At 33.4% G+C, this 22,462-nt stretch carries 20 protein-coding genes; 9 read left to right on the top strand and 11 right to left on the bottom strand.

What is annotated here, in order from left to right:
• The 6 genes from J3U09_RS07265 to J3U09_RS07240 are packed head-to-tail and all read left to right on the top strand — an operon-like array spanning nt 1 to nt 7,074.
• Nucleotides 1–1,224 carry an ABC transporter permease gene (locus J3U09_RS07265; RefSeq protein WP_267357673.1) on the top strand — a complete coding sequence of 408 codons (1,224 nt, stop codon included), beginning with the start codon at nt 1–3 and terminating at the stop codon, nt 1,222–1,224.
• Nucleotides 1,181–2,788: an SUMF1/EgtB/PvdO family nonheme iron enzyme gene (locus J3U09_RS07260; RefSeq protein ID WP_267357671.1), complete on the top strand. Its 1,608-nt coding sequence runs from the start codon at nt 1,181–1,183 to the stop codon at nt 2,786–2,788. Before J3U09_RS07265 ends, J3U09_RS07260 begins: the two co-directional genes overlap by 44 nt.
• Nucleotides 2,788–3,477 carry a hypothetical protein gene (locus J3U09_RS07255; protein WP_065562892.1) on the top strand — a complete coding sequence of 230 codons (690 nt, stop codon included), beginning with the start codon at nt 2,788–2,790 and terminating at the stop codon, nt 3,475–3,477. The genes J3U09_RS07260 and J3U09_RS07255 overlap by 1 nt, the downstream gene beginning before the upstream one ends.
• A 1-nt stretch (nt 3,478) precedes the next feature.
• A complete protein-coding gene (locus tag J3U09_RS07250; RefSeq protein WP_065562891.1) occupies nt 3,479–3,964 on the top strand; it encodes a hypothetical protein in 486 nt (161 codons plus the stop codon).
• A gap of 54 nt (nt 3,965–4,018) precedes the next feature.
• Nucleotides 4,019–5,455, top strand: coding sequence for a VWA domain-containing protein (locus J3U09_RS07245; RefSeq protein ID WP_267357670.1), 1,437 nt, complete (start codon nt 4,019–4,021; stop codon nt 5,453–5,455).
• A 53-nt stretch (nt 5,456–5,508) separates the two neighbouring features.
• The gene (locus J3U09_RS07240; protein ID WP_267357668.1) at nt 5,509–7,074 is read left to right on the top strand and encodes a VWA domain-containing protein; all 1,566 of its coding nucleotides are present in this window, start codon (nt 5,509–5,511) and stop codon (nt 7,072–7,074) included.
• A gap of 104 nt (nt 7,075–7,178) precedes the next feature.
• On the opposite strand, the gene gyrB is transcribed toward J3U09_RS07240, so the two are convergent.
• The 7 genes from gyrB to J3U09_RS07205 form a co-directional block, all read right to left on the bottom strand.
• Nucleotides 7,179–9,590 (bottom strand): DNA topoisomerase (ATP-hydrolyzing) subunit B, encoded by a 2,412-nt coding sequence (gene gyrB / locus J3U09_RS07235; RefSeq protein WP_065562888.1) that lies wholly within the window; start codon nt 9,588–9,590, stop codon nt 7,179–7,181.
• A gap of 42 nt (nt 9,591–9,632) precedes the next feature.
• Nucleotides 9,633–10,703, bottom strand: a complete 1,071-nt coding sequence (recF, locus tag J3U09_RS07230; protein ID WP_065562887.1) for a DNA replication/repair protein RecF — start codon at nt 10,701–10,703, stop codon at nt 9,633–9,635.
• 46 nt (nt 10,704–10,749) lie between these two features.
• A complete protein-coding gene (dnaN, locus tag J3U09_RS07225; protein ID WP_065562886.1) occupies nt 10,750–11,853 on the bottom strand; it encodes a DNA polymerase III subunit beta in 1,104 nt (367 codons plus the stop codon).
• A 15-nt stretch (nt 11,854–11,868) separates the two neighbouring features.
• Nucleotides 11,869–13,221, bottom strand: coding sequence for a chromosomal replication initiator protein DnaA (dnaA, locus tag J3U09_RS07220; protein ID WP_065562885.1), 1,353 nt, complete (start codon nt 13,219–13,221; stop codon nt 11,869–11,871).
• Nucleotides 13,222–13,378: 157 nt separating this feature from the next.
• Nucleotides 13,379–14,479, bottom strand: coding sequence for a porin OmpA (gene ompA, locus J3U09_RS07215; protein ID WP_267357665.1), 1,101 nt, complete (start codon nt 14,477–14,479; stop codon nt 13,379–13,381).
• A gap of 180 nt (nt 14,480–14,659) precedes the next feature.
• The gene (locus J3U09_RS07210) at nt 14,660–15,568 is read right to left on the bottom strand and encodes a recombination-associated protein RdgC (protein ID WP_267357663.1); all 909 of its coding nucleotides are present in this window, start codon (nt 15,566–15,568) and stop codon (nt 14,660–14,662) included.
• 106 nt (nt 15,569–15,674) lie between these two features.
• The gene (locus J3U09_RS07205; RefSeq protein WP_267357662.1) at nt 15,675–16,424 is read right to left on the bottom strand and encodes a MipA/OmpV family protein; all 750 of its coding nucleotides are present in this window, start codon (nt 16,422–16,424) and stop codon (nt 15,675–15,677) included.
• 170 nt (nt 16,425–16,594) lie between these two features.
• Between J3U09_RS07205 and J3U09_RS07200 the strand changes: the two genes are divergently transcribed.
• The 3 genes from J3U09_RS07200 to J3U09_RS07190 all read left to right on the top strand — a co-directional run bounded on the left by J3U09_RS07200 (nt 16,595) and on the right by J3U09_RS07190 (nt 19,988).
• Nucleotides 16,595–18,004 (top strand): aspartate aminotransferase family protein, encoded by a 1,410-nt coding sequence (locus tag J3U09_RS07200; RefSeq protein WP_110422514.1) that lies wholly within the window; start codon nt 16,595–16,597, stop codon nt 18,002–18,004.
• Nucleotides 18,005–18,069: 65 nt separating this feature from the next.
• Nucleotides 18,070–19,119: a GNAT family N-acetyltransferase gene (locus tag J3U09_RS07195; RefSeq protein WP_267332055.1), complete on the top strand. Its 1,050-nt coding sequence runs from the start codon at nt 18,070–18,072 to the stop codon at nt 19,117–19,119.
• Nucleotides 19,116–19,988 carry an arginase family protein gene (locus J3U09_RS07190; protein ID WP_267357660.1) on the top strand — a complete coding sequence of 291 codons (873 nt, stop codon included), beginning with the start codon at nt 19,116–19,118 and terminating at the stop codon, nt 19,986–19,988. The genes J3U09_RS07195 and J3U09_RS07190 overlap by 4 nt, the downstream gene beginning before the upstream one ends.
• Before the next feature lie 49 nt (nt 19,989–20,037).
• Here the strand turns inward: J3U09_RS07190 and J3U09_RS07185 are convergent, their stop codons facing one another.
• The 4 genes from J3U09_RS07185 to J3U09_RS07170 are packed head-to-tail and all read right to left on the bottom strand — an operon-like array spanning nt 20,038 to nt 22,369.
• Nucleotides 20,038–20,439 (bottom strand): EamA family transporter, encoded by a 402-nt coding sequence (locus J3U09_RS07185; RefSeq protein ID WP_267357659.1) that lies wholly within the window; start codon nt 20,437–20,439, stop codon nt 20,038–20,040.
• Nucleotide 20,440: 1 nt separating this feature from the next.
• Nucleotides 20,441–20,797 (bottom strand): EamA family transporter, encoded by a 357-nt coding sequence (locus tag J3U09_RS07180; protein WP_065562879.1) that lies wholly within the window; start codon nt 20,795–20,797, stop codon nt 20,441–20,443.
• Between the two features lie 5 nt (nt 20,798–20,802).
• Nucleotides 20,803–21,630 (bottom strand): alpha/beta hydrolase, encoded by an 828-nt coding sequence (locus J3U09_RS07175; protein ID WP_065562878.1) that lies wholly within the window; start codon nt 21,628–21,630, stop codon nt 20,803–20,805.
• A 10-nt stretch (nt 21,631–21,640) separates the two neighbouring features.
• Complete coding sequence (locus J3U09_RS07170; protein WP_267357657.1) at nt 21,641–22,369, bottom strand: MtnX-like HAD-IB family phosphatase; 729 nt, start codon at nt 22,367–22,369, stop codon at nt 21,641–21,643.
• Between the last annotated feature and the right edge of the window lie 93 nt (nt 22,370–22,462).

Here is a 22,462-nt window from a genome sequence, read left to right as displayed (position 1 = left end):
ATGGATAAAGTAACATCAAAGTGGCGGTTTATTTCTCGATTATCATTGGCCGATTTATGGTATGACAAGAAAGTATCATTTTGTATTATTGCCTCAATAATATCAGTTATTACACCCTTGTTACTTTTGTTTAGTTTAAAATATGGTGTTGTTGCACAGCTACGCCATCAATTACTTAATGATCCACAAAATTTAGAAGTAAAAATTGTTGGTAATTTACAATTTGATCAGTCAATGTTTGATTGGATTAAAAACCAACCTGAAACTACATTTGTTATTCCTCTTACACGTTCATTGAATACCCAAGCAGATATGTTTAAAGATTCTGGACATTTTGTTAATAATGTTGAAGTTGTTCCAACAGCAAAAGGTGATCCGATAACCCAAAATATGCCATTGATTAGTCAAGAAAATCAAGTTTTATTGAGCGCTCTAGCTGCTGAAAAAATGCAAGCAAAAATAGGAAGCCGAGTAAAAATGGTAATCACAAGGCAACTGGATGGCAAAATTGAAAAAGGTATGACGGAATTGGAGGTTATTGGCATTGTGCCTGAAACTTATTATGGACGTGCAGCCGGTTTTGTAAGTTTAGATCTTTTAATTGAAATGGAACATTTTTACGACGGTTTTCAAAGTGAAATTTTTTCAACCGGAACCGGTTTGGCTAATTCTACTTATCCTGATTCATTTGCCAGAGCGCGAATTTATGCCAATTCTCTTGATAATGTTGCGCCTTTATCATTGAAATTACGTGAAAAAAATATAGAAACTCGAACACAAGCAAATGCAATTGAAAATATGCAAGCAATTGATAAGGTACTTAGTTTTATTTTCAGCGTGATTGCTATTACCGCAATTTTTGGTTGTATATTATCCTTTAGTGGTTCATTTTTATCTAATATTGAGCGAAAGCGTAAAGATATTGCTTTTATGAGACTTATCGGATTTAAGTCTAAGGAAGTGATGTTTTATTTGCTTACTCAAGCGATGGCATTAAGTTGTTTAGCTTTTATTGTTTCATGTTTACTTTTTTTATTAGGGAATTGTACATTTAATCTGGTCTTAGGTAAAAATTTAGTTTCACAACCAATTGTAAGTCAATTACAATTTTATCATTTTATTATCGCATTTGTATTAACGTTATTTATATCATTTGTTGTTGTTGCGATAGGAGGACGAGGTGCTATTAGTATTCAACCAGCAGAAAGCCTACGCGAAGCGTAATTTTAGACCAGTTTTCTTGGCAATTGGATTAGGTTTAATTTCGAGTATAAGTTATGCTGAACCATGGGATAGTAAATTTTATAATCCCAAACCTTCAAATGATGACGTTATTTTACCTATGCCATGTGAAGGCAGTTTGGTGATGAAAAAAGTTTTTACACCAACACGTAAACTACTAGATGATGTCAAAATTGTTTTAGGTAGTAATAATAAAGAATTAGGTTTTGCTGAGTATGCGACTCCTAATTATATATCTGGTAGTTTTTCCGATGCTGGTAAGGAAAGGTATTTTCTTATTGGTAAATATGAAATTACTGCACTTCAATATCAAGCTGTTATGAATGATACTTGTCCAACCGCTAAACCTAATCTTATTTTCCCAATTACTGAAGTTAGTTGGTTTGATGCCGTTGCTTTTACTGATAAATATAATCGATGGTTACTTAATCAATCTACAGTTAAATCAATTGATGTACCTAAAGGTTATGTTCGATTACCCAGTAATACTGAATGGGAATATGCAGCACGAGGTGGGTCTAAAGTTACGGAATCGGAATTTAGAGAATTAAGATTTCCTATGACTAATAACTTAGAAAATTATGCTTGGTTCTCAGGTGCTAAATCAGCAAATGGTAAATTGCAGCTTATTGGGCGATTAGAACCTAACCCTCTTGATATCTATGATATTTTGGGTAATGCAAGTGAAATGATGTTTGATTCATTCCGTATGAATAAGCTTGATCGTTACCATGGACAACAAGGCGGTATGATTGTTCGAGGAGGCAGTTATTTAACCCCTGAATCCTCAATGACAACAGCTATTAGAACGGAAAAACCTTATTATGATGCTCAAAGTGCATATAAAAGCAAAGATGTTGGTTTTCGTTTAGTTTATACAAGTGAAGTTATTCAGTCGAATGATCTGGTAAAACAGCTCGATCAAGAATGGAACGAATTAGGTAATGGTGCTGGCATTTCGAAGAATGAGAATGTTGTCAATGAACTTGAAAAAATCACTAAACAAGTTGATGATGAAAAAACTAAAAAGGAATTGAATCAACTAAATGCCTTATTACGCAGCGCTAATCAAGCGCGAGATGAACAAAGAGACCGCTCGATTCAATCAGCACTACAATTAGGTGCTTTCCTTTGTGCTAATGTATCAGATTTGAATGATAAATTTGAATATAATAATAATCTGTATGAAACAATGACTGAAGAAATCTGTGATCCAAACGAAATAGATTCTTTAGATGATGAAAATATGTGCTCGAAAGTGAAATTAAATAATTTAAAAAATGTCTTAGATGAATCTAAAAAGGCGCGTGATTTTATACTAAAATATTATTCTGATACGATTGTAAATACTGCTACAAATTATGAAATAGACACGATTAATAATCAATCTAAACCCACACAATTTATTTTAGAAAATAGTGGTAAGGCTAATATGAGTGATTATTTAAAACTCTATTTCAAACATATTAATCAATATATTGAATCAGGGAAGATCGAGCGTTCCACTTGGCTTCAAACATGTAATGAAATAAAAGGGAAAAAATAATGAATAAACTAATAGTAACGATAACCTTATGTATCTCAATGGTTTTAACTGGTTGTCAGAATTCGGGTGGGGCAAGAACTAAAGGTGTAGATCCTACCTTAACTAAAAGTAATAGTGCTAAGTTCTTTAGTAAATCAGCATGGCAGTCTTGCGCTGTAGGTGCAGGTGTAGCTGGTGTTGGATGTTTTTTATTAGGTGGTAAAGCAGGTACTTGTATTGCGTCAGCTGCAGTGGGTTGTGGTGTAATGATGGGTGCAAATTACTATCTTGATACTAAACGTGCAGAATACGCTGATGCCGAAATGCGACTTGATGTTTATATTCAAGATGTTCAGCAAAATACTTATGAAGTTCAAGCTGTAACAGAAACAGCTAAAACTGTATTAGATAAAAATTTAGCAACACTTAAAACATTAAATAATCAAATTAAGTCACAAACAGTGAATAAAACCGAAGCTAAACGTGATTTAACTCAAATTGATGCTAACATTGCTTATTTAACAGATAAATTATCTCGTATGAAAAAAGTTGAAAGAGATTGGATATCAATTTCTGCTCAAGAACGACGATCAGGCGTAAACGTTTCAAAACTTGATAAACAAATTAACCAATTACATAAACAAATTGCTGTGCTTGAAAAGCAAGTCAACCTTGTTACTCAGCAACGCTCAGCAGTGAAGGTAAGCTAATATGAAAAAGATTTCACTTATTTTATTACTAAGCTCGCTCGTTTTTTTGAGTGGTTGTTCAACAACGCCAGAACAGTGCGATCCAACCAATACAAACATTGGTATTTTGGACAAAATTAGCTGTAATTATTCTGGTAATTATCAAGCTCGTATTGATAAGAAAGAACAAATATTAGAAAACGAGAAAAGAGCTAATGCGCAGTTTAGAGAAATTTACGCAACTATTGAGAGACAGAAAAACTCTACATCACTGAGTGTTAAACAAAAACAAGCTCAATTACAAAAATTAAAAACTGAGTTAACTCAGTTAACCAATGAGGTCAAAGCAAAAGCTAAAAATCGTAATGATCTTCAAGCTCAAGTTAAAGACATTGAACAGCAGATGAATAAAGTTAATAATTCAAATGCATCTGACATTGAAAAACAAGTTGAATTAGATAAGTTAAATAAAAAGCTTCAAAGATTACAAAAAGCGTTAAATATTTAACAATGATTTGATATTAACTAAAAAATTTGTTGAACATAGGGAAATAAAGAAACAATGCAGCGAATAACAAGAATTATATTTGATAATAGTGATCCTAATAAAGCGTCTTTGTTAGAACAATATAATTCTTTGTTAGCATTGTTAAAAAGAAATTTAACAGAGCGGACGTTTTCAATTTTAGGTATTCCTAAGTTAATTGATAATAATCAATATGTTGGTTGGTATAGTAATCTTGAAGGTCAACTTGTCTTACTTAGTAATATTGAAAACGAGGAACATAAAAAGCAGATTGAAAAAACACTATATACTCGGATTAATGACATTGAATTAGCGATTAAAACGATGTCATTAACAATCGAAGAACAAACTTTAATATCAACCTGGTTGCCGAGAATTAAAAGTTTGGGTAATACAATTTATGTTATCAACGATGATCCGGTTATAGTTAATACTTTTGAAGAACCTATTTTACCTAAATCTCCTATAACACCACCGGTAGTTCCACCAAAATCATTTTGGCGGTGGTGGTATTTCTTGTTGCTTGCCTTATTTTTAATTGGATTGCTTGGTTTACTTTGGTACTTCTTCTGTCCATATGGAAAAGAAAAAATACCTGAGCAAATAATTGCTCAAAATGTAGAAGAACATAAAACGGAACCAACTCCAATAGTTGAACCACCAAAAGAGCCTGAAATAAAATCGGTACCAGAAGATGTTAAAGTTAAACCAGAACCGGTTCCTGAACCTATTCCTGAACCTGCACCTGCACCTGCACCAGTAGAAAAAGCAAAAGATTGTGTACCTAAAGAAGAAGTGCTCAATAATAAAGACGCACCTAAAATGGTTTTGATTTTCGATAATTCAGCTTCCATGACAATTACCTTAATGGAGTCACAAGCAAGTATTAATAAGTTTTTAAAAGCTAATTTTTATTCAATGACTCGGAAAGAAGCTGAAGCTTATGAAAAGCGGATGACCCGTTTACCTAATCGTTTATCAAAAAGCAAAGAAGTTGCAGTAACAAGTATTGATAACATACAACAAAATATCGATATTTCACTTGTGACATTAACAAGCTGTCCGGCAGCACAAACAACACCATTTTATTCTTATCAAAATAGAGAAAAACTAAAAAATAAAATTAAACGATTGCGTCCTTTAGACTATAACAGTGCAACACCATTATACAGTGGTGTTAAACAGGCGAGTAAACTCCTTGATGGCGTTAATCGTGATGATTATATTTTAATTATCAGCGATGGTGAGGATAATTGTACTCGTGCTAATATTTGTACCCTTGCTACTAAAATTGCAGCAGAAAAACCACGTTTAAAAATAAATATTGTTGATATAGCTGGGCAACATAAAATAGATTGTGTTGCAAAAAGAACGGGGGGAAATGTTTATATAGCTAAAAGTCCAACAGAGCTTATTAATCAAATGAATAATGCAGTTTCAAATATGAATATTAGTAAGCCTATTTGCGAATAAAATACCGAGTAATTTTTAAAATTACCGGCTAATGATGAGGATTAAGTTAAGAAATGCAAAGAATAACTCGCATAGCTTTTGAACAAAGTAATTTAAACAAGATGCAGTTACTGGAACAGTATGGTTCTTTACTTTCAATACTTAAACCACATCTAACCGCTAGAACATATTCAATTTTTGCTACACCAAAATTAATTGAAGGCAATCAATATATAGGTTGGTATACAAATCTTGAAGGGCAACCTACCTTACTTAATGACATAATTGACGAATCTCATAAATCTGAAATTAAACAAACTCTAGCTACTAGAATCAATGATATTGAAACAGCAGCAAAATTAATTTCTTTAACTAATGAACAAAAAACTCTAGTTTCTTCATGGTTACTGAGAATTAAAAACCTAAAGAATAATATTTATGTAATCAATAATGAGCCGGTTATTGTCGATACGTTTGAACCTATCGAACTACCAATTGCTCCAGTAATAGTACCAAAACCTTTCTGGAAATGGTGGTATACTTTGATTTTAGCCTTACTTTTATTAGCAGCTTTAGGATTATTATGGTACTTTTTTAATCCTTTTAAAGAATCTAAAAACGTCGAGTCTATAACTGTCAAGGAAGAAAAAAAAGTAGAGCCAACTGTTGAACAACCAAAAGAACCAGTTATTAAGCCTCAACCAGAGCCTGAAGTAAAGCAAGAACCTAACGTTCCTGAACCCCAACCTGTTGTTAAACCAAAACCGGTTCCAGATCCGATTACTAATCCTGAGTCTAAGCCTGAAGTAAAACAAGAGCCTAAAGCTCCTGAACCTCAACCTGTTGTTAAACCAAAACCGGTTCCAGATCCGATTACTAACCCTGAGCCTAAACCTGAACCAAAACCAAAAGTAAAAAATCCACCAAATTGTATTACTAAAGAAGAATTAGCCAAAAATAGTAATCCATCTAAAATGGCATTAATATTCGATAATTCATTATCGATGACTGTAACTTTAGCTGAATCACCAATGGAAGTCGGGCAGTATTTCAATTATTTAAGCTATGGTTATCCGAGAGGTATGTCTCAGCAAGATAAAATAGATTATGACAAACGAATGACGCGTTTACCCACTCGTTTATCAACCAGTAAAAAAGTTGCATTAACAAGTATTGATAAAATACAGCAAAATATTAATATTTCATTGGTGGCACTTAATGGTTGCCCAGTAGCCGATACTACGCCTTTTTATAATTATTCAAGTAGAGGTGCTTTGAAAAGTAAAATTAATAGATTAACACCAAGTGCTGCTGGTGGTGGAGGAACACCACTTTATAGCGGATTAGAAAAAGCCAGCCAAATGCTTGACGGTGTAAAACGTGATGATTATATTCTTATAATTAGTGATGGTGAGGATAATTGTACGCGTGCAAATATTTGTACTCTTGCTAATCATATAGCTACCCAAAAACCTCGTTTGAAGATAAATATAGTAGATATTGCAGGTGAACATAAAATAGACTGTATCGCAAATGCGACAGGTGGCAAAGTGTATATTGCACAAAGTCCTAAAGATATGATTAGGCAGATGAATAAAGCTGTTTCAGACTTAAAAATCAATAGGTCTGTTTGTCAGTAATTAAAGTTAATAGATGGTAATTTACCACATAAAATTACTTTTTAATTTTTAATAAATTTGCAAAAAAACCAGACACAATGTCTGGTTTTTTATTAGATAATTAATTAGAAATCCAAATTAGCTGCTTTCAAGGCATTTTCTTCAATGAATAATCTACGAGGTTCAACCTCATCACCCATTAATGTAGTAAACAATTGATCTGCTTCAATGGCATCTTTAATGGTTACTTGTAACATTCTTCGGCTTGTTGGATCCATGGTTGTTTCCCATAATTGTTCTGGGTTCATTTCACCTAAACCTTTATAACGTTGGATAGTTAATCCACGACGAGATTCACGAATTAACCAATCAACTGCATCTTCAAATGAGCTAACTGGTTGTTTTCTCTCACCACGTTGTATAAATGCGCTTTCCTCAAGTAAATCTTTCAATTGTGATCCTAAATGGCAGATATTTCGATATTCATTACTATGAATAAACACTTGATCTAACGCATAATTAGTATCCACACCATGTGTTCTTACTTTAATAACAGGTATATACAATTCTGCTTTTTCGTTGTAATCCGCACTATAAAGGTAGGTACTACCGTGTTGTTCTTTATTAGATAGTTTTTCAACAATAGATTTTGCCCAATTTTCAGCTTTGTATTGATCTTTCAAGATATTTTCATCTAATACTTCCTGATAAACTAATTCTGATAATAAGGCTTTAGGGTAGCGACGTTCCATTTTAGTAATTAATTTTTCGACTTTCTGATATTCGGCAATTAATTTTTCTAAAGCTTCGCCAGCTAAAGCTGGAGCATGGTCATTAACATGTAATGATGCATCTTCTAATGCCAAAGCGATTTGGAATTGAGTCATTGCATCGTCATCTTTAATATATTGCTCTTGTTTCCCTTTTTTGACCTTATATAGTGGTGGTTGAGCAATATAGACATAACCTCGTTCAATGATCTCAGGCATTTGACGGTAGAAGAATGTTAGCAATAATGTTCTAATATGCGATCCATCAACATCGGCATCGGTCATAATAATAATGCTATGGTAACGCATTTTATCTGGATTATATTCATCACGGCCAATGCCACAACCTAAAGCAGTAATTAACGTTGCTACTTCTTGTGAAGAAAGCATTTTGTCAAAACGAGCTTTTTCAACATTTAGAATTTTACCTTTTAACGGTAAAATTGCTTGGTTTCTACGATTTCGTCCTTGTTTTGCAGAGCCACCTGCAGAGTCCCCTTCCACTAGGTATAGTTCAGATAAAGCTGGATCTTTTTCTTGGCAATCAGCAAGTTTTCCAGGCAAACCACCTAAATCTAAAGCGCCTTTACGACGTGTCATTTCGCGAGCTTTTCTTGCTGCCTCACGAGCTCTCGCTGCATCGATAATTTTACCTACTACAATTTTTGCATCTGAAGGATTTTCAAGTAAATATTCAGCTAGTTTTTCGCCCATTACAGACTCAACTGCTGATTTAACTTCAGATGACACCAATTTATCTTTAGTTTGTGATGAGAATTTAGGATCAGGCACTTTTACTGATACAACAGCAATTAACCCTTCTCGAGCATCATCACCTGTAGCACTAATTTTTGCTTTTTTGCTATAGCCTTCGGTTTCCATGTAGTTATTTAATGTACGTGTCATAGCGCCACGGAAGCCAGCCAAGTGAGTACCACCATCACGTTGAGGAATGTTATTTGTAAAACAATAGATATTTTCTTGGTAACCGTCATTCCATTGTAGTGCAACTTCGACACCAATATTATCTTTCTCAGTACTAAAATAAAAAATCTTTGGATGAATTGGGTTTTTATTTTTATTTAGATATTCTACGAAAGCTTGAATACCACCTTCATAATGGTAATGTTCACTTTTACCTGTACGTTCATCGGTGAGTTTGATTGAAACACCTGAATTTAAGAATGATAGTTCGCGTAATCTTTTTGCCAGATGGTCATACACAAATTCAATGTTAGAAAAAGTTTCTGGACTTGGCCAAAAACGAACATATGTACCTGATTCAGTTGTTTCACCAATGATTTTTAGCGGTTCTTCAGGAACGCCTAAATGATAAATTTGTTTATGTATTTTACCTTCACGATAAATCACTAATTCTAACTTATCTGATAAAGCATTGACGACTGAAACACCAACACCATGTAAACCACCAGACACTTTGTATGAATTATCATCAAATTTACCACCGGCATGCAAAACAGTCATAATAACTTCTGCTGCGGAAATACCTTCTTCTTCATGGATGCCAGTAGGTATACCTCGACCATCATCTCGTACAGAAACGGAATTATCAGGATGGATTGTAACTTCAATATGGTGACAATAACCAGCTAATGCTTCATCAATGGCATTATCTACCACTTCAAAAACCATATGGTGAAGCCCTGTTCCATCATCAGTATCACCAATATACATACCTGGGCGTTTTCGGACAGCATCAAGTCCTTTAAGTACTTTAATGCTGGAAGAATCATAAGAGTTAGACATGGATTTCTCGACTTATTTGATTATTTATATCATTTTGTATATTTAAGAAATTATACCAGAATTTATGTGAAAAATCTTATCATTTTCATCGATCATATGGCTAATTTGCTCTTGATTAACCGCTGTAATGAAAACTTGAGATTGTGCTGATTTTAATCGTTTTGCTAATAAGTTACGTTTATTTTTATCAAGCTCTGAAGCAAAGTCATCAATTAAGTAAATACAGGATTGGCCTGTTGTTTCTGAGAAATATTCACCTTGAGACAAACGTAATGCACACATGAGTAATTTTAATTGTCCCCGAGATAATAAATCTTCAACAGGAATATTATCTATTCGTAATTTTAAATCTGCTTTATGAGGACCTAGCGAAGTATAATTAATGAACTTATCTCTTTCAAATTGCCTATATAATATATCTGAATAACTGATTCCATGCTCCCAGCCCTGATAATATTGGCAATTAAGTTGATATTCTGGTAGAAAATCATGACAGGTTTGCATAATTTGAGGAAATATATTTTGACTATAACTAGCCCTAATCTGGCTGATTTTTTCTGCAATCGGTGCTAACTCTTTATCCCAAGGTAATAATTGATTATAGTTTGATGACTGTTTTAATAATGCATTACGCTGTTTAAAAAGGCGTTTTAAGTTATTCCAAAGTGATACAAATTCAGGATAGTGATGAAAACACCCCCAGTCTATAAAAGCACGGCGATATTTTGGTCCTCCGGTAAGTAGATCAAATCCTTCAGGCGTAATAAGTTGAATTGGTAATAATTTAGCTAAATCCGTCAACCGAAATCCTTCGTCACCATCAATTTTTATCGTATTATCGTTATGGCGTGTTTTTGATAAACCTATTGTTCGAGTTTTTTGTGCAGATTCAATTTGACTAAATAATACTAACTCTGGTTTTTCATGTTGTATTATTCGATTGGATTGAATATGTCTAAAAGCTCGACCATGTCCGAGCATATAAATCGCCTCTAGTAGGCTGGTTTTTCCGCTACCATTATCACCAACTATATAATTAAAATGTTTGGATAATGATAATTCAGCATAATCAATATTTCGAAAGTGATAAATTTTGATTTGAGAAAGTGTCATGTCGGTAAAGTTTCCGGCCGAGGCCGGAAGTTTAAATGATCGTTAATTATAAGCGCATTGGCATAACAACATAAGTTGCAGATTGGTTGTTGATATCTTCAATTTGCACACTTGATGTTGCATCGGTTAATAATAATTGGACGCTATCGCATTTTAATGTGTTTAATATGTCCAATAAATACGTTACATTAAAACCAATTTCAAGCTCTTGAGATTCGTATTTTACATCAATAACTTCTTCTGCTTCTTCTTGTTCAGGATTGTTTGCAGTAATTTTAATCTGATTGCTATGTACATATAATCTTATGCCGCGAAATTTTTCATTTGAAAGAATCGCAACACGAGATAAAGCATTTCTTAGTTCTTCACATGATACTTCAAGTGGTTTATCAGGATTACGAGGCATTACACGTTTATAATCAGGAAATTTTCCATCAATAAGTTTTGAAGTAAAAGTAAAATCGCCAAGACTAATACGTAAATTATTGTTACCAATTTGCATATTAACTAGCTCATCATTATCACCAACTAGTTTTGCCAGTTCAATTACGCCTTTTCTTGGTAAAATGACTGAACAGCATTCAGAGATCTCATGACCAACAGGTTGAGCACACACAGCTAATCGATGACCATCAGTTGCAACGGTTTTTAATAGACCATCTTCAATTTCAAATAGCATACCATTTAAATAATATCTTACATCTTGGTTAGCCATTGAGAATTGAACTGCGTCTATAAGTCGTTTGATAGTCTTTTGAGGTATAGAAAGTTCAACATCACTTTGCCAATTTTCTAGATTAGGAAAATCTGATGCAGGTAGTGTAGATAAAGAAAATTTACTTCGACCTGACTGAATAATCAATCGATTATCGTCAACGCTTATCGATATTTGAGCATCACTAGGAAGATTTCGACAGATATCAAGAAACTTTCTAGCTGGAACAGTTGTAGCACCCGCTTCACTAGGCTCTGTTAGGGGAATATGAGAAATCATTTCAATTTCTAAATCTGTTCCCGTCATGGATAGCGTGTTTTCACTCACCTGCAATAATAAATTACCTAAAATGGGGAGGGTAGGTCGGCTACCTAATGGTGCACTAACAAGTTGCAATGGTTTGATAAGTTTTTCACGATCTATAATAAATTTCATAGTGTTAATTCTTTTTTAAGTTGATAATGTTCGAATTAAATTGGAATAATCCTCTTTAATGTCATTGCTTTCTTCTTTTAACTCTGCGATCTTCCGACATGCATGTAATACTGTTGTATGATCTCTTCCACCAAAACCATCACCTATTTCTGGAAGGCTTTTGTTGGTTAGCTCTTTCGCTAACGCCATTGCTACTTGTCTTGGTCTTGCGACAGAACGAGAACGGCGTTTAGATAATAAGTCAGAAACTTTAATTTTATAATATTCAGCAACCGTTTTTTGAATATTTTCAATAGTAATCAATTTTTCTTGTAAGGCAAGTAAATCTTTTAAAGCATCTTTGACAAAATCAATGGTGATAGATTTGCCTGTAAAATTAGCATTGGCAATAACTCGATTAAGTGCACCTTCTAATTCTCTTACGTTTGATCGTAGTCGTTTAGCAATGAAAAAAGCGACCTCTTCAGGTAATTTTATTTTGTTTTCGTCTGCTTTTTTCATCAAAATAGCCACTCGAGTTTCAAGTTCTGGTGGTTCTATAGCGATGGTTAATCCCCAACCAAACCTTGACTTTAAACGATCTTCTACACCATCAATTTCTTTAGGATAACGATCCGAGGTTAGGATAATTTGTTGGTTGCCTTCTAACAATGAATTAAATGTATGGAAAAACTCTTCTTGTGAACGCTCTTTATTTGCAAAAAATTGAATATCATCAATAAGGAGAGCGTCAACAGATCGATAATAGTTTTTAAACTCTTCAATAGCATTATTTTGTAAAGCTTTGACCATGTCTTGAACAAAGCGTTCTGAATGCATATAAACAACTTTAGCGTTAGCTTTACCTGCCATAATTTCATTACCAACAGCATGTAACAAGTGAGTTTTTCCTAAACCTGTTGAGCCATATAAAAAAAGAGGGTTGTAAGCTTTTCCTGGATTTTCAGCTACTTGTTTAGCTGCTGCAACAGCAAGTTGATTAGATTTACCTTCAACAAAGCTGTTGAAAGTATGCTTATGATTAATACCTGAATAATAAGTGTGATTATTATTATTCTCTTTTGTTGTTTTCCAAGAAGGTACAACATCAGATTTATTAATTTTAGATTTTTTTTCTACAGATAAAGTTGAACCAACTTCCAAATATAATTTTAGTGAATCATTACCCAGTAAATTATTTAATAATTGCGAAATAGTCGTTAAATATTTATTCTTAACCCAATCTAATACAAATCTGTTTGGAGCATAAATATAGAGTTTATTCTCAACCATTTCCACTTGTAACGGTCGAATCCATAAGTTGAATTCTGTTGTAGGAAGCGCTTCTTGTAATTGAGAAAGACAATCTTGCCAAATCGAGGTAGACATGGCTACTCCTTTAATTGGGATACTAACAATACTGGAATAATTATAATCTTTTTTGTGGATAATTTGTAGGTTTCAAGCAAGATATAATTTAATTATTAACATATAAATGAAAAAACCCAGCCGAAGCTGGGTTCAAAGGTGTAATTAATAACAAAAACTATTTTGTTTGATCAATTACTTGGACCTCTTGCACGTTACGTGCTTTAACTTCAATTTCAACACGACGATCTGGTGCTAAACATGCTTTTAAGTCAGCGCCACGAAGTGCATTACATTTATTACCAGTAACTGGTTGTGCTTTACCCATACCGCGTGAAGTGATGATTTCAGCTGGAACACCTTTTTGAACTAAATAGTTCAATACAGTGTGTGCACGACGTTCTGATAGTTTTTGGTTATAGCTATCTGAACCGATACGATCAGTGTGACCAATTACTACGATAGCACTTTGAGTTGGGTTAATTTTAACAAGAGTTGTTAATAAATTATCAAGTGCTTGACGACCTTCTGCTTTTAAATCAGATTTTGCATAAGCAAATAGCACATCTTCATTTAAAACATAACGATTTACTTCAGTTTTGATTTCAACTGGAGCTGCAACAGATGGAGAACCTAAACGGTAAGTAATACCTAAGCTTACAGTTCCTGCATCTGGAGATGCGTGAGTTTTAGTATGAATATGTTGAACATATTGGTATTCTAAACGAGTAGAGAAATCTTCGTTAAGACGATAATCAAGACCTAAAGCATAAACTGGTGATAAATCAGTTTTAGTTTTACCACGGCCGTAAGCTTCTTTGATATAACCACTATTTTTCCATTTAGCAATAGTTACCATTCCACCTGCACGACCATAAATATCTAAATCGTCAGAAATGAATGATAGTGGGTAACTTAATTTACCAGTTAAAGAAACACCTTGTGCTGAAATTTTGCTATTGCTATTTTTAGTATGGTCATTAAAGTAAGTTCTTTTATATTTTGCAGAACCTAACCAATCATACCCTAATTCAAAAGCTAAGTAAGGATTAGCTTGGAAACCAAGGAAAGCGCCGCCAGCAACATTACTTCTATTAGAAGTTTTAATACCAGCTTTATCTTTATTATAACCACGAACTTTATTTGCGTCTAAATTATAAAGTTCTGACCAACCTAATTTAGCACCTACATAAAAAGTATTGTCTTCATATGCAGCATTAGCGGCAGTAGCGGTTAAACTTGCAACAGCCATTGCTAGAGCTAGAGTTGTTTTTTTCATTTTTTTGCCTCAACTTATTTGTTGTAATAGACGTTGTTTAATTTGCTTTTATTGTTTAATTTTACTTAATTTTTACGGTGTTTTATACTTAACGACCAATTATGTTACACATAATTTATTACGTATTATAGCACAATTATTATTCGGATCTAGAATAATTGATAATATATTGTAAAAAAATTAAACAATCTTATTTATAATAATATATAAATCGTTAATTGAGTTTGATAATGTGTTAGCCATAATATAGAAATCAGCTTCTAAACGTTTATCAAATTCATCAGATCCAATATTTTCATTTTCATCTAAAATAACAGAATCAAATTTAATTCTTTTCAATGTTAAGTCAGGATTAATAATAAAATTGATTCCACGCTCATCAATGATTTTAAGTTTGGTGACCCATTTACCAGAATCTAAATGAACTAACATTTCATCACTTGTAATATCTTGATTTTTACAACTGATAATCCCATTACCCTCAAGTGGATCTTTTAATTCTGCTTCATCACCCAATATAAAAGGAGGAAAACTAAGTTTTTCTCTAACCCAAGTTGTCATAATCTTTTCAAGCGGTTTTTCGATGGAAAGAGGCGTTAATGCTAATGCTCCAAGTTCTTTCCGCAAAATCGCTAGAATATCTTCAGCAAGTTTAAAACTACTGCAATCGATAATAATCCTTTTATTTTCAATGTCGATCCATAACCAATAATAGTTATATTTGCTAAATGCTCTAGGCATTAAATCGATCATCACTTCATCTTTTAATGTTGCTTTTTCATTTTTACTAAGTTTACGGCTTAATGCTTTCTCTTGCTTGTCAATCTTCTCATTTAAGGCTTGTTTGATGACAGGTGCAGGTAAAATTTTAGTTTCTTTCTTTATTTTTAATAATAAATGCCCTTGCATATCAATAATAAAATCATCCAAATTGTTATCATCGTAAGGGGATACCCAACCCATTTTGGTGGTATCTAAATTACCACAAGGAGAAAATAAAGCAGATTTGAGTGCATTTTCAATAGTCTGTTTATCCAGTAAATTATCATTATTAAGTTGATAGATAATTGCGTTTTTAAACCAAAGCATAGTGTAATTTTTCCAAAAATTAATTCATGAAAACTATTTAATTAAAATAATTAAAATAAGATTTTCACAGAAAATAAAGTATTATTAATAAGATTTAATAAAAGTATTAAAATTTATAAGATAAGCCCATATAAATGGATGTTATCGTACTATCATCAACCATAGGGCTGTCAGCTGCATCACCAGTCAGTTTATCAATATGAATTCCGCCAAAAGTAGCGATATTATCTGTTAAAGAATATTGGGCACCGATTTCAAAGTAAGGTGTAAAAGAACTATCTGCATTGAAATAGCGTAATCCTGAACGTGAAGATTCTTTATGAGATACACCATAATAATAGTCATTATGTTTACCATCAGCCCAGTTTATACCAATAGTAGGTGCAATAATTAAATTACCTTGTATATAAGGAACAGTATAGTCGGCATTAATTAAGATTCCATTACTATTATTGAGCATATCAGCGCCAATACTACTTGAAAAAATACCCCAATTAGTGGTGATATCATAATCAATTTCAGCTAACACAGTGGAATGACGACTATTAAGTTGTCTTAACTTATGATTGTCAGAATCATGAGGTTTAAATTCATTAGCAAGATAACGAACGCCAAATGATAAACTTTGATTATCGTTGTTAAAAGCGTAAATACCAGCTGATAGATCATCAATAAAAAAATAGCCATTATCATAATCAATATGAGGAACCGGATAGTAACTTGAACTATAATTTTTATATGGTGAGTTAGACCAACCCAAACCGACGCCTAATGAAGTAGGATCTGCTGACGCAATATGAGTATACCCTAAAGGAAACATTGATAATAGTGAGATTATGCAGCTTAATTTTTTCATTTTGATAACCACTCATACTGATATGATTTAAGACAATTATTGTAGTTATTTTGTCACTCAAGGCTTGTTGTCACAAAATCTATACATTAAATGTACATTGTTACAATCCATTTTCTCTGATAATAATGCCACATTTTGTCATATTTGAATATGGATTAGTGAGATAAATTATGAGTAAACCAACTTTAGAAATGATTAATAGTCGTCCCGACGATGCAACGTTATTAGCGGATGAAGCAAAATACTGTTCATTTGGTGATACCGTGCATTATGTTGAACCACCAAAGATTTTTGATGGCTGTGAAGGTAGTTACATGTATGATAAAGAAGGTAAAGCCTTCCTTGATTTACAAATGTGGTACTCTGCTTGTAACTTTGGTTATGCTAATGAGCGTTTAAATAACGTACTTAAAAAGCAAATCGATACTTTACCACAATGTGCTAGCCAGTATTTACATCCAACTAAAATCGAATTAGCAAAAACAATTGCTCAAGGTATGGAACAGCGATTTGGTTACCAAGGACGAGTTCATTTTAATGTTGGTGGTTCACAATGTATTGAAGATTCATTAAAAGTCGTTCGTAATGCTACTGGTGGTAAATCTCTGATGTTTGCATTTCAAGGTGGTTACCATGGTCGTACTTTGGGTGCATCTTCAATTACTTCGAGCTACCGTTACCGTCGTCGTTATGGTCATTTTGGTGATCGTGCAATGTTTGTACCATTCCCATATCCGTTCCGTCGTCCAAAAGGAATGACAGCAGAAGAATATGGTGAACACTTAGTTGCTGAGTTTGCACGTTTATTTGAAACTGAATATCACGGTGTATGGGATCCAAAAGTCGGACAAGCAGAATATGCTGCATTTTATGCCGAACCATTACAAGCAACGGGTGGTTATATTGTTCCTCCTCGTAATTACTTTAAAGGTCTGAAAAAAGTTTTAGATCAATATGGTATTTTATTAGTTGTTGATGAAATTCAAATGGGCTTTTATCGTACGGGCAAATTATGGTCAATTGAACATTTTGATGTTAAACCTGATGTGGTGGTATTTGCGAAAGCATTAACTAATGGTTTAAATCCATTAGGTGGTTTATGGGCTCGTGAAGAGTTAATCAATCCAGAAGTATTCCCAGTTGGCTCAACCCACTCTACGTTTGCTTCAAATCCTTTAGGTACCGCAGTTGGCCTAGAAGTATTAAAAATGACTTCTGAAACAGATTACGAAAAAATGGTAATGGATAGCGGTGCATATTTCCTTGAAGGATTAAAAACACTTGAGAAGAAACATAAAGAAATAGGCGAAGTTGATGGCCTAGGTCTTGCACTTCGTGCTGAAATTTGTACCGAAGATGGATTTACAGCTAACAAAGCATTAGTTGATAAAATGGTAGATATTGGTATGTCAGGTGATCTTGATTGGAAAGGTAACAAAATGGGCTTGGTGCTTGATATTGGTGGTTATTACAAAAATGTTATCACTTTTGCACCTTCATTACATATTACTCGTCAAGAGATTGATCAAGGTATTGAACTACTCGATCAATTAATTACTCGAGCTAAAAAAGAACTTTAAGTCTTAAATCAAAATAATCCCGCTAATATCAATTAGCGGGAATTTCAGATCATTTATAGAAAGTTATGCGATATATCAATCAATTAGAACCTAATGAATTAATCAACAATTTTCTTTCTCATCCTCCGCGAGAGTTTACTAGCTGGATGAGTGAAGACGGTATACCTGCTTTTTCCGCTAAGTTTGATTTGCTCATAACTGCTGATGATGATTTTAAACATAAAGTTCATAAATTGCCTTTTTATAAAAAATGGCGGCATTGGTTACAACCAAAAACATGCTTTGTGGGTACAACCGTTTCAGAATATAGTTTATTGACTAATAAAATCGATGCGCATCAATTAGCTGACAATGTTAAGGCAGCTTATACAAAAAAATATCCATTTGTTATTGTTAAAGATTTACCATCCGATTCACCTCTGCTTAGTAAGCAGGATAATCAATATTCTAAACAGATCATTGGTTCCTTAAAAGAACGGGGTTTTATTGAAGTTGATGGACAAGCTTTAGCTTGGGTTCCAATTGATTTTGAGTCGATCGATGATTTTTTTGCAAAACTATCATACAGTCGTCGTAAAAATTTAAGAAGAAAACTAAAGTCCCGTGAAAAATTGGAGATTAACATCTTACAAACTGGTGATGATTGTTTTTTTGATGAGGCGACTCTTGATCTATATTATCAACTTTATCTGAATGTATATGAGCAGAGTGAAGTACATTTTGATTTATTAACTAAGCCATTTTTCACCCAATTACTGCAAAGCAAATCCTCAAATGGACGTATTTTTACTTATCATCATAATGGACAATTAATTGGTTATAACATCTGTTTTGTAGTGAACAATGTTTTAATCGATAAATACATAGGAATGGTTTATCCTCAAGCAAGAGAATTAAACCTCTATTTTGTTAGTTGGTTTGTTAATCTTGAATATGCATTACAACAAAAACTTAGTAATTATGTTGCAGGTTGGACTGATCCAGAAGTTAAAGCTTCTTTAGGTGCTAGTTTTACCTTAACTAAACACTTAGTTTATATACGAAATCCTTTATTAAGGGCAGTTTTGCGTAGATTAATTGGCCATTTCGAAACTGATAAGGAGAAAGTAGCATGACATCGCTAGTTATCCTTAACTTTGATCAAAGTGTAGGTGAAATTGATAATGCTAAAACGATTGATTTTACTCAGTGGCAAGATGTCATTCGCTTTGGTTGTAGTACAAAAAAATTCCAAAAATTTAAAAAGGTATTACAACAATCATTACCAGAAAGCTATGGTACGGTATTAATGGGTAGCGGTGATTACCACCATATTTCGTTATTACTTATTGAGCAGCTAGCTAAGCAATATACAGAAGAAAATCCCATTGAAGTAGTTATTTTCGATAACCACCCAGATAACATGCGTTATCTGTTTGGTATACACTGTGGATCTTGGGTTAGCTATGTAGCTAGTTTACCTTTTGTTAGCCATGTACATGTATTAGGAATTACATCACATGATATAGGCTTATGGCATTTTTGGGAAAATAGATGGTCACCACTGTTTCATAAAAAACTGACTTATTGGAGCTTGGATGTTAATGTCTCCTGGGCTAAGAAAATTGGTTTAAGTCATGCTTTTCGCTATTTTGATTCACCGGATGATCTTATTACTCAGTTTCTATCCGAACAATACCGTAATACTAAACCGATATATTTATCGATAGATAAAGATGCCTTAAGTGAAGAAGTTATTCATACCAATTGGGACCAAGGAAAACTACAAACCTATCATCTATTAGACACTATTACATCTATTAAGCCTCGGATTATCGGTAGTGATATCACGGGCGAATTATCAATATGGCAGCCTAAAAATTGGTTTAAGAGATTACTAAGTTCACTGGACAAACAGCCTGAAATATCATTAGAAAAGTTAAATGATTGGCAACAAGAACAACATCAACTTAATTTAACATTATTAAGAGCTTTAAAAACCTAGCATTCAAGAACTGATATAGTTTGCCAGGTTTTTAATCCTTATCTTGACGTTATTTAGGACGATGATGAGTATCTTTCTTCGCAAGTTTACTTTCTGCTATTGCTAAAAACAAAATCCCTGAAACAACCAATATCGCTCCAATTAACTTAAATAAAGTGATAGGTTCATTAAATAGCCAAACTGAAGCAATCATCACGGTAACAACTTCAAAATGTGAAGCTGCGAAAGCAGGTCCTACAGGTGCTTTTTTTAATAGAGTCATCCATGTAAAGAAGGTAAAAATGTAGCCAGCTATTGATACATAGATCCAATGACCGGAAAATACCCTAACTATCCATTCAATACTCATCGAAAGTGGCTGGGCATGTTCGGCAGCCAATTTAAAGCTACATTGTGCAATCGTATCAAACATTAATAATACGGTAAAACCAATTAAATAGAACTTAGCCATATTAAGATAACCCCACAAAGATCACACCAGCAGTAATTAAAGACATGCCAATAACACGATAAACCGTCAGTAATTCTTTAAATAGAATTCGGCCCACTAACATGATAGTAATGATATTAAATGAGGCGAGCAATACACCTTGGGAAAGTGGAACTAAAGTTAAAAAAGCTAACCATAGTAAAAATTCGGCAATGTAAGATGATATTCCTATCCAAATCCAATGATTTTTGGCGAGATCTAACCAATAGTACCATCCATCTCTATTGGTAGGTGATATTGCAGCATATTTAAAAGCAACTTGTCCTAAGGTATCAAAACAAATATTACTAACCCAAAGAAAAATAACTAAGGATGACATTATGCTTAAGTTCCTTCTGCCAGATTATTAAAAAATGAAGCGCACTCTTTAATTACTTCACGGCGTTGGCTATCAATAGTAATTAAATGATAACTATCATTTAATACAACTAATCGTTTTGGACCAGAAACATGCTTCTCGACTAATTTTGCATTAGTTTCAATATTGGCAATATCGTCATTACCTGAATGCATAATTAAACAAGGTGACGTAACTTTTGGTAATTCTTGACGAACATGTTTTGCCAATAATTGCATTTCTGCTAATGCAGGAAATGGATTTCCAGCAAGTCCAGCGGATGCTGCGTCGCCACTTAACATGCTTTCTGATACCACCGCTCGGATACGCTCATCTTTAAGGCCATAAGGCGGTTTTTCAATAAAAGAGACTTTTTGAAAAATGCCAAGTTTTTTAAAATAGACCAATAAAAAGAAAAACTTTTTAGCCCAAAATGGCATACTCCAACCATCATAATAAAATGTAGGTGCTAGAACACCAACACCTTTGACTTGATTTGGACGATCTGCAGCAAGTTTCAACGCCAAAAGGGCACCCATTGATAAACCTGCGACAAAAAGGTTGTCTACATGTTTAGCTAAATAATCAGCACCATCTTGAACGCTTTTATACCAATCTTGCCAAGTTGTTTTACAGAGATCTGCTTCAGTACCACAGTGACCTGCCAATTGTATTGCATAAACAGTAAATCCTGCTTTATGTAAACCATTGGCTAAAATACGCATTTCATTTGGTGTGCCAGTTAAACCATGAATTAATAGCACTCCATTTTTATTTCCTGGTAAAAAATAAGATAAATCTTCAATTGTACTCATTATTGTTCCTTTATTTCACCATCATGACTGGAATTAGTGATTGCTCTGCTTGTTTTAAAGCCTCTGTTACATCAGCAAAATTAACAATAGCAGTGTGCTTAATGTTATTTTTTTCACAGTAATTGATCAGCTTATCTTTAGCAAAAACCAGATCGACATGATGTGAAACGCAAAAATCAGAAGTACCATCACCAACATACAATATTTGAGGAAAATGTTGCTGTTGTTTTACATGATTGCATTTGCAATTACCACTTTGTTTTATACAATCCTTATTAGCGTAAGGAAACTCAAGGCGCCAACTTCTGTGATTATCATGCAATAGTTTATTAGCATAAATAGGTAAATGTTTAATACCATGACGCTTTAATACAAATTGGATAGCATAATCTAAACCATCACTAACTACATGAACTGGTATATGTTTTTTTTCGGTATACTTAATGAATGATTTAAAGCTAGAATCAATTTCAATTTTTGCCAATGCTTGATTAAGCTCTTCTAAGCTTGCGTCCATTAAGGCAATCTGTTTACTCATACACTCTTGAGAACCAATTTTACCACTAACCCACAACTCTTCGAGCTCATCACAGCCATCTTGGCCGAACTGACTAAGTAAAGTATCAGTTACATCTTTAACACTAATTGTTCCATCAAAATCACACAAAATAATAGGGTTGTGATAGCGAGTGTAAGATGGTTGAAAAAGATGATTAGTAATTGATGAAAAAGTATTCATATTCCAAGTAAAAATTGCTAGTTATAGATATTGGCGACAATTTTCTCACAAAATGGTAGCTAACTTTGTTGGCTCTTTGTATATATTTTGTAA

It is taken from the genome of Gilliamella sp. B2889, from assembly GCF_026536885.1.
Classification (GTDB): Bacteria; Pseudomonadota; Gammaproteobacteria; order Enterobacterales; family Orbaceae; genus Gilliamella; species Gilliamella apicola_E.
The sequence above is the reverse complement of the archived record's forward strand: the minus strand, read 5'-3'. Positions and strand labels throughout refer to the sequence as shown.

Excerpts from the sequence above, each read along its gene's own strand:
- J3U09_RS07265 (WP_267357673.1), top strand. The coding sequence starts at position 1 with ATGGATAAAGTAACATCAAAGTGGCGGTTTATTTCTCGATTATCATTG.
- J3U09_RS07255 (WP_065562892.1), top strand. The coding sequence starts at position 2,788 with ATGAATAAACTAATAGTAACGATAACCTTATGTATCTCAATGGTTTTA.
- J3U09_RS07250 (WP_065562891.1), top strand. The coding sequence starts at position 3,479 with ATGAAAAAGATTTCACTTATTTTATTACTAAGCTCGCTCGTTTTTTTG.
- J3U09_RS07245 (WP_267357670.1), top strand. The coding sequence starts at position 4,019 with ATGCAGCGAATAACAAGAATTATATTTGATAATAGTGATCCTAATAAA.
- J3U09_RS07240 (WP_267357668.1), top strand. The coding sequence starts at position 5,509 with ATGCAAAGAATAACTCGCATAGCTTTTGAACAAAGTAATTTAAACAAG.
- gyrB (WP_065562888.1), bottom strand. The coding sequence starts at position 9,590 with ATGTCTAACTCTTATGATTCTTCCAGCATTAAAGTACTTAAAGGACTT.
- recF (WP_065562887.1), bottom strand. The coding sequence starts at position 10,703 with ATGACACTTTCTCAAATCAAAATTTATCACTTTCGAAATATTGATTAT.
- dnaN (WP_065562886.1), bottom strand. The coding sequence starts at position 11,853 with ATGAAATTTATTATAGATCGTGAAAAACTTATCAAACCATTGCAACTT.
- dnaA (WP_065562885.1), bottom strand. The coding sequence starts at position 13,221 with ATGTCTACCTCGATTTGGCAAGATTGTCTTTCTCAATTACAAGAAGCG.
- ompA (WP_267357665.1), bottom strand. The coding sequence starts at position 14,479 with ATGAAAAAAACAACTCTAGCTCTAGCAATGGCTGTTGCAAGTTTAACC.
- J3U09_RS07210 (WP_267357663.1), bottom strand. The coding sequence starts at position 15,568 with ATGCTTTGGTTTAAAAACGCAATTATCTATCAACTTAATAATGATAAT.
- J3U09_RS07205 (WP_267357662.1), bottom strand. The coding sequence starts at position 16,424 with ATGAAAAAATTAAGCTGCATAATCTCACTATTATCAATGTTTCCTTTA.
- J3U09_RS07200 (WP_110422514.1), top strand. The coding sequence starts at position 16,595 with ATGAGTAAACCAACTTTAGAAATGATTAATAGTCGTCCCGACGATGCA.
- J3U09_RS07195 (WP_267332055.1), top strand. The coding sequence starts at position 18,070 with ATGCGATATATCAATCAATTAGAACCTAATGAATTAATCAACAATTTT.
- J3U09_RS07190 (WP_267357660.1), top strand. The coding sequence starts at position 19,116 with ATGACATCGCTAGTTATCCTTAACTTTGATCAAAGTGTAGGTGAAATT.
- J3U09_RS07185 (WP_267357659.1), bottom strand. The coding sequence starts at position 20,439 with ATGGCTAAGTTCTATTTAATTGGTTTTACCGTATTATTAATGTTTGAT.
- J3U09_RS07180 (WP_065562879.1), bottom strand. The coding sequence starts at position 20,797 with ATGTCATCCTTAGTTATTTTTCTTTGGGTTAGTAATATTTGTTTTGAT.
- J3U09_RS07175 (WP_065562878.1), bottom strand. The coding sequence starts at position 21,630 with ATGAGTACAATTGAAGATTTATCTTATTTTTTACCAGGAAATAAAAAT.
- J3U09_RS07170 (WP_267357657.1), bottom strand. The coding sequence starts at position 22,369 with ATGAATACTTTTTCATCAATTACTAATCATCTTTTTCAACCATCTTAC.